We start from the raw sequence: 6,689 nt of genomic DNA, 5'->3' as shown, positions 1-6,689 counted from the left end.
CCCTCTCGAAGACCCGCCGCTGGTGGGCGAAGTAGATCGGCGGGATGTCGACCTGCTCCCGCCCGATGTAGTGCCAGATGTCCAGCTCGGTCCAGTTGCTCAACGGGAAGACGCGCATGTGCTCGCCCTCGTGGATCCGTCCGTTGTACAGCGACCACAGCTCGGGGCGCTGGTTCTTCGGGTCCCACTGACCGAAGTCATCTCGGTGGGAGTACACACGCTCCTTCGCGCGGGCCTTCTCCTCATCCCGACGGCCGCCGCCGAAGGCAGCCGTGTAGCCCTCGGACTCGATGGCATTGAGCAGCGTGCCGATCTGCAGCCGGTTGCGCGGGGTCTTGCCGTCGTCGACGACGATCCCATCCGCGATCGCCTGCTCGACCGAAGCCACGTGCAGCCGCACGCCCAGACGCTCGACCCACCGGTCACGCGTCGCCAGGACCTCCGGGAAGTCATACCCCGTGTCCACCTGCAGAACAGGGAACGGGATCCGGGCGGGATAGAAGGCCTTCTCCGCCAGGTGCAGCATCACGATCGAGTCCTTGCCGCCGGAGAACATCAACACCGGCTTCTCGAACTCCGCCGCAACCTCACGGAAAATATGGATGGACTCTGACTCGAGCTGATCCAAGTGGCTCAGACGATAGTCGTGCGTGGACATCTGCTCTCTCACGACGCGGGGACGGGGTGCTGGGCCACCATAGCCTGTCAACGACGCTCATCCTGCAACAATGCGGCGTGTGAGTTCCCACCCCACGCCCCATCAACACTGCCCACCCTTCTCGGCGCTCGACGCGCTGGAGAGGATGCGCGTCGGCGCGGTCCCTACGAGTGACGCGATCACGCTGTCGCTGGACACCGCCACACGAGAGCAGTCGAGCGGGGGACTCGAGGTGGTCGACCCGGAGGGAGTCCCGATCGCGGCGTACTCCCCCGACCAGATCACCTCCGACGGCGCCGAGGGGGCACCCGAGTGGCTGAGCGAGCCCTCCCCTCGGCCGTACGAACGGCTCTTCCTCTCCCCCGCACACGTGCGGGGGACCACCGACGAGCAGACAGCGACCGTGGTCATCGACCGGGACCTGACGACCCGGGACGCCGACGACATCCGCGCGGGCACCCAGGGCCGACACCTCGTCCTGCTCGTGCTGGCCGGGCCGACCCGCTCGCCGTACTCGCGCGGCGTCCGTCGACTGCGGGCGAGCGTGGGGCTCGCGGAGCAGCTCACGAACGCCGAAGTGGTGGCGGTGCCCCTCGACCCCCGTGAGGCCCGCGAGGACGAGGCGCTGCTGGAGACCGTGGTCGCCGCCTACTCACGGGGCGCGATCACCCGGCTGCGGCCGGGCGACCCCGAGTCGGCTCCCACCGACGGTCTGGTCCTCTTCTTCACCGGTCTGTCCGGCTCCGGCAAGTCAACCGTCGCGCGCGCCGTGCGCGAGGCCATCCTCGAGCAGGACGGGCGCCCGGTCTCGTTGCTCGACGGTGACGTCGTCCGGCGTCACCTCTCTGCTGGCCTGTCCTTCTCCCCCGAGGACCGGGACACCAACATCCGGCGCATCGGATGGGTCGCCGCAGAGATCGCCTACCACGGGGGCACCGCCATCTGCTCGCCCATCGCGCCCTACGAGGCGACCCGACGTGCAGTGCGCGAGATGACCACGGACCGCGACGGCGACTTCGTCCTCGTCCACATCAGCACACCCGTCGAGGAATGTGCCCGACGGGACCGCAAGGGGCTCTACGCCAAGGCGATGGCCGGTGAGATCCCCGACTTCACCGGGGTGAGCGCCCCGTACGATGTCCCCGTCGACGCCGACATCACCATCGACACGACCGACATCGGCATCGACGACGCCCGCGACCAGGTACTCGAGCTGCTGCAGTCCAAGGGCCACCTCACTGTCGACACGCCCGGTTCGGTCATCTGATGGGCGACATCGCCTCTCTGCTGCTCGTCGCCTTCGGCGTCGGCATCGTCATCGGTCTGACCGGGATGGGTGGCGGGGCACTGATGACCCCCGCCCTGGTCTTCCTCGGCATCCCCCCGACCACCGCCGTGGCCAACGACCTCGTCGCGGCCGCCGTGAACAAGTCGGTCGGGGCCGCCACCCACCTCAGGCACGGGTCCCCCAACCTCAAGCTGGCCGGCTTGCTCATCGTCGGGTCGGTGCCGACTGCGGCCGCAGGCGGGTGGATCATCAGCCAAGTCGGGTCGGCGGAGGAACAACAGACCTTCGTCAAGCTCGCGATCGGCGTCGCGCTCGTGCTCGCCGCCGGCACCTATGTACTGCGCACCTTCCTCAACCTGCGACACAAGCTGCGCAGCGTGGCAGAGGGCAGCAAGCACAACAACGAGCCCGAGGTCGTCCGGGTCATCCCGACGATCATCGTCGGCGCGACGGGTGGACTCCTCGTCGGTCTGACGAGTGTCGGGTCCGGATCATTGATCATGGTTGCGCTGCTCATGCTCTACCCACGACTGGCGCCCAACCGGCTGGTGGGCACCGACCTGGTACAGGCCATCCCCCTCGTCCTGGCGGCAGCGATCGGTCACGTGATGTACGCGGGCATCGACTGGGCCATCCTCATCCCCCTGATCGTCGGCGGCAGCCCCGGCACCTACCTCGGAGCCCGCCTCTCGTCCTGGGTCCCCCAAGGCGTCGTGCGTCGTGGCATCGCCATCGTGCTCGCCCTGACCGGTATCGGCATGCTCGGGCTCCCCTCCGTCTGGGTGGGGATCGCCGGCGCCGCGCTGCTCGTGCTCGGACCAATCTTCTGGGGAATGGTGCGCAAGTCCCACGGACTTCCGCCTTTCGCCGACGCAACCGATGAGGACCTGCAGGCAGCCGCGGCACGCCTACCTCGCCCCGACAGGAAGCCTCCTGCGCACAGCCAACACGGCTGACGCCTTCCGGGCTCAGTCGCGTTCGAGCACGGTCCGCACAGTCGCCGCGATCCACGCCAGATCGGAGGCGAGCGACCAGTTCTCGACGTACTCGCGGTTCAAGCGCACCTTGTCGGGCCAGATCACCTCGCGGTTGTAGACCTCCGGGTCCTCAGCGGCGGTGAGGAGTTCTTCCTCGTGCCGGTAGGCGACCGATGCAGGCCCGGTGATGCCGGGGCGCACGCTGAGCACGATCCGATCCTCACCCGTCAGCTCGTCGGCCCATCCGGCGACGTCGGGGCGCGGGCCGACGAGGCTCATGTCGCCCCTGACCACATTGACCAGCTGGGGAAGCTCGTCGATCTTCAACCGGCGCAGCCAGGCGCCCGTCCGGGTGATCCGCGGGTCCGTACCCGCCGTGATGGTCGTCGTCACCCCGTCGATGCGCCGCATCGAGCGGACCTTGTGCACCCGGAAGGGGACCCCGTTTCGGCCGATCCGCTCCTGGGAGAAGACCCCCCACTCGCGGGTGCTCACGGTGGCCGCGACCACGCCGACCACCAGAACTGGTGAGGTCGCCAGCAACCCACACCCGCCGAGCACGAGGTCAAAGGCCCGCTTGAGAGCCTGCTGTCGGGGAGTCAGTCCGCGCACCTCACGCATAGCCGAACCGCCCCAGCGTCGGGCCGCCGAGTGCCTCGATCCGGGTCACCGCGTCGGGACCCAGCTGGCTGCGTCCCTTACCGACGCTGCCCGCATTCACCCGCCCGACGTCGGTCGCATCCAGTCGGTCGCCCAGGCCCATGAACTCGAGGCACCGCCTGGTCCCTTCACGAGGGTCGGCGACGTAGTCCTCGTAGACGACCTCCAGGACCCGATCCTCGGGGAGAGCCGAGAGGCTGTCCGCAGCCTGCTCCACGCACCGCTGCCACTGGATGAAGGCCAGCTCCTCGAGCGGGTGGTCCCGCTGCAGCTCCCGGAAGTCGTGCGGGCGGGGCCCCCACCACGTGCTGACGCGCAAATCGTTGTCCTGGGAGCGGGCATCGCCGGAGACCCGCTGCTTGACCCGTTTGACGGCGAAGTCCCGCAGATGGCGCGGGAAATCGGTGGGAGGGACGAACCGCACCTTCCTGAGGGTGTAGCCGAGGTCGAACTCCGCGTTCCACCGCTTCATCGTCGAGGCGGTGGCGTCCAGGCCGTCCCGGCGGATGAAGATGAACTTCGCCTCCGGGAGAGCGCCCGCCACGAAGGGGACCCGCAGGCTCGTGGCGCAGGTCTTCTCGATGACGATGTCCGCATCGTCCCTGCGGCCACGACGGGCGAACTGCTCCTGCAGGTAGGCCGTGGACCGGTCGGCACGAGAAGCGGGGATCTCGTCGTGCTCGAGGTCGAGGTTGTGGTGCTTCCACACGAAGTTGATCTCGTCGCAGGGCCAGGTGGTCACGCCCGGTGCCGAGGTGAGGACGTCACGGAGCATGTTGGTGCCGGACCGCGGCGCCCCGACGATGACGACGGGCTGGTTCATGGCGATTCCTTCGGCTCGTTGATCCCGGTGAGCAGTTCGCTCCACCGCTGCAGGATGTCGGACTCGTCAAAGGCCTCTCCCGCGAAACGGCCAACCGCCGCACGCTCCGCCCGCAGCCCCGTCGCGGCCAGCCGAGCGCTTGCGTCCGTCAACGCCTCGACGAGCGCCGGGGTGTCGCCGGCCGCGACGCTCCAGCCGAGCCCACGCTCACGGACGGCGCTGGCCAGCTGACTGTCCTGCTCGCAGAGCACGAGCAGGGGCAGCCCCTCGGTGGTGTACGTCGCGGTCTTGCTGGGGTAGGCGTACTTGACGACGTCGGGCACGAGCGTGACGAGCCCGAGATGTGCCGTGGACATGAGCGACTTGGCCGCGCTCGGGGACCCGTGAGGGAGGAAGACCACGTCGACACCGGGGTGGCCGATCCGTGCCGCAGCCGCCTCCACATCCGGCTTGGCGCGCCCCTCACCCATGAAGACCATCTCCAGGCGGACCTCCTCGGGGAGATCGGCCAGCGCGGTGACCATGCGCTCCAACCCCTGGAAACGTCCGAGGTTGCCCGCGAAGACGAGCCGCAGGACGCCGGGGACGGGCTCGCCCAAAGGTGCCGGCTCCGGCTCCGAGAAGTCGGGCAGTGCCCAGTTGTTGAGGACCACCACCCGGTCCGCGAGTGCCGCATCACGATCGAGCACCGACCGACGCATGTCCTCCGAGAGGACCACGACACGACGCGCTCTGCGCATGGTCGCCAGGTCGAGTCGCGCGAGGATTCGGTAGACGAGGGGGTTGCGGAACTCCCCGGAGATGCGTCCGATCTCGGGGTGCAGGTCCATGCAGTGGTAGATGAAGGCCGCACCTCGTGCCCTGGCGGCCAGGGACACTGCCCAGCCGAGCGTGACCTGGGGAACCGTGGAGCACATGATGACGTCGGCCCGGCGGCTGGTGAGGATGCGCAACGCGACGACGAGAGGGAAGACCACGAGGTTGAGCAGCTGGCGCCACCCACCGGCCCGGTCACGCATCACGGGGAGCCGCCGGATACGGAAGCCGTCCAGAGACTCCGTCGCAGGGCTGCGCTCCTGCCCCGACGCGTACGACGGCTGGCCCGAGAGCACTTCGACCGCATGACCGTCCTTGACCCAGCGAGCGGCGATCTGCCGCAGGAAGGAGGCGTAAGGAGGGCTGTCCGGCCAGAAGTAGCGGTGGATGGCGATGATGCGCAACAAGATTCCCTTCAGGAGGACCGGCCGGAGGGAGCATAGCGACGGAAGAGACGCCGCACCCGCAGGCCAAGCACCTGCCACCGGTTTCGGTACGGAACCCGATGAGCTTCCGCCCAGAAGCGGGCGGTGTCGGGGTCGATCGTCAGCTGTCCCCAGACGACCCGAGGGATCTGCCACGGCGCCCGAACGAGCAGGTCGACGATGAGCCGGCGGCCGCTGTTGCGCGCCCCCCTGCGCAGCCACTGCTCGAGGCCCGGTGGTGGTGGGCTGCTCGGAGCCGGACGACCCAGCGCGGTGATCAGCGGGTCCGCGGTGTGACGGGCCCCCACCGACTCGGCGGCAGCGGCGACGTCTGCCGGGTCGCCGCCGCCCGCGGTGTCGACGACGCGTTCCACCGCACCCATTCGCCTCTCGGCGGGGAGGAGCTTCATCGCGTTCAGGGCCTCGAGGACGAGCGCGTGGTCCCGCCCGACGGTGACGACCTCTTGGTGCGCCACCTGCACGGTGGTCCGCTGCTGCCACAGTGCTTCGAAGGTGGTCCCGGCGTCCTGGAGCAGCCCGCTGAAGCAGTGGTGCAGGTCCAGCGGCGTGGGGAAGCGCTGGTGACGGAAGGTCGTCGAGTAGATGACGTCATCGAGCGCGGGCGGAAACCAGTAGGAGATGATGGACCAGCCGGCCCGCACCAGAGTCGCTGTCGCGCCAGCCCGGTCGTCAGGATGGATGAGCAGGTCGATGTCGCTGCTCTGCCGCTCTGCCCGCACCCCCAGCTCCGAGAATGCCGGTCCCTTGATCACCAGCGACCGGACACCAGCGCCGGCAAGCAGTCGTTGCAGGTGGACGGTGCCCAGCGGCACTGCCTCCCCGATGGTGAGGGAGTCGTTCATCCGGCCGTCCCGACGATCAGCGCTCCGTCGCTGAGCATGTCCAAGGATGCGCGCACGAACCCTTCCGGGTCGTGGTCGACCAGCTGCTCCGCCACCGACTCCAGCTGGCTCACCGACAACGGGGCATCGTCGAGCGCCCGCCACAGACTGGCCACCGGCTCGGCCATGATCATCGGCTC

At 68.9% G+C, this 6,689-nt stretch carries 8 protein-coding genes; 2 read left to right on the top strand and 6 right to left on the bottom strand.

The window, feature by feature from the left end; genetic code table 11:
- A partial coding sequence (gene cysD / locus JCO01S_RS14960; RefSeq protein ID WP_068257552.1) for a sulfate adenylyltransferase subunit CysD occupies positions 1-658 on the bottom strand: 658 nt, incomplete at its 3' end.
- Between the two features lie 145 nt (positions 659-803).
- Between cysD and cysC the strand changes: the two genes are divergently transcribed.
- On the top strand, positions 804-1,925 hold the full coding sequence (gene cysC / locus JCO01S_RS14955; protein WP_068257546.1) for an adenylyl-sulfate kinase: 1,122 nt from the start codon (positions 804-806) through the stop codon (positions 1,923-1,925).
- Positions 1,925-2,902, top strand: coding sequence for a sulfite exporter TauE/SafE family protein (locus JCO01S_RS14950; protein WP_068257543.1), 978 nt, complete (start codon positions 1,925-1,927; stop codon positions 2,900-2,902). Before cysC ends, JCO01S_RS14950 begins: the two co-directional genes overlap by 1 nt.
- A gap of 12 nt (positions 2,903-2,914) precedes the next feature.
- Here the strand turns inward: JCO01S_RS14950 and JCO01S_RS14945 are convergent, their stop codons facing one another.
- From JCO01S_RS14945 to JCO01S_RS15995, 5 genes are all read right to left on the bottom strand, one after another.
- Entirely contained in the window at positions 2,915-3,544 is a 630-nt protein-coding gene (locus tag JCO01S_RS14945) for a sugar transferase (protein WP_084342985.1), read from the bottom strand.
- Positions 3,537-4,406: a sulfotransferase family protein gene (locus JCO01S_RS14940; RefSeq protein WP_068257540.1), complete on the bottom strand. Its 870-nt coding sequence runs from the start codon at positions 4,404-4,406 to the stop codon at positions 3,537-3,539. Before JCO01S_RS14940 ends, JCO01S_RS14945 begins: the two co-directional genes overlap by 8 nt.
- Positions 4,403-5,626, bottom strand: coding sequence for a glycosyltransferase family 4 protein (locus JCO01S_RS14935; protein WP_068257537.1), 1,224 nt, complete (start codon positions 5,624-5,626; stop codon positions 4,403-4,405). Before JCO01S_RS14935 ends, JCO01S_RS14940 begins: the two co-directional genes overlap by 4 nt.
- Before the next feature lie 11 nt (positions 5,627-5,637).
- A complete protein-coding gene (locus JCO01S_RS14930; RefSeq protein WP_068257535.1) occupies positions 5,638-6,510 on the bottom strand; it encodes a nucleotidyltransferase family protein in 873 nt (290 codons plus the stop codon).
- Positions 6,507-6,689: hypothetical protein (locus JCO01S_RS15995; protein WP_169796970.1), on the bottom strand; the 183-nt coding region annotated here is incomplete at its 5' end. The genes JCO01S_RS15995 and JCO01S_RS14930, both read right to left, overlap by 4 nt.

The organism is Janibacter corallicola NBRC 107790 (assembly GCF_001570965.1).
Classification (GTDB): Bacteria; Actinomycetota; Actinomycetes; order Actinomycetales; family Dermatophilaceae; genus Janibacter; species Janibacter corallicola.
The sequence above is the reverse complement of the archived record's forward strand: the minus strand, read 5'-3'. Positions and strand labels throughout refer to the sequence as shown.